The following is a 513-nucleotide window of genomic DNA, read 5'->3' as shown; positions in this document are numbered from 1 at the left end:
TAGTACGTGGACGTAGACCCGAAACCGGGTGATCTACCCCTGTCCAGGGTGAAGGTGCGGTAACACGCACTGGAGGCCCGAACCCACGCACGTTGAAAAGTGCGGGGATGAGGTGGGGGTAGCGGAGAAATTCCAATCGAACTCGGAGATAGCTGGTTCTCCCCGAAATAGCTTTAGGGCTAGCCTCGGAAAACAGAGTCGTGGAGGTAGAGCACTGATTGGGTGCGGGGCCCGCAAGGGTTACCAAGCTCAGTCAAACTCCGAATGCCATAGACTTACTTCCGGGAGTCAGACAGTGAGTGCTAAGATCCATTGTCAAAAGGGAAACAGCCCAGACCATCAGCTAAGGTCCCCAAGTGTGTGTTAAGTGGGAAAGGATGTGGAGTTGCACAGACAACCAGGATGTTGGCTTAGAAGCAGCCACCATTGAAAGAGTGCGTAATAGCTCACTGGTCGAGTGACTCTGCGCCGAAAATGTAACGGGGCTAAACACACCACCGAAGCTATGGCTTG

Annotated in this window: 1 rRNA gene; it reads left to right on the top strand. The window is 53.6% G+C overall.

The window, feature by feature from the left end:
• Positions 1-513: ribosomal RNA gene (locus MH144_RS30660) — 23S ribosomal RNA — on the top strand; the annotation flags it as partial.

The sequence above is a fragment of the Paenibacillus sp. ACRRY genome, from assembly GCF_022346995.1.
Classification (GTDB): Bacteria; Bacillota; Bacilli; order Paenibacillales; family Paenibacillaceae; genus Paenibacillus.
The sequence above is the reverse complement of the archived record's forward strand: the minus strand, read 5'-3'. Positions and strand labels throughout refer to the sequence as shown.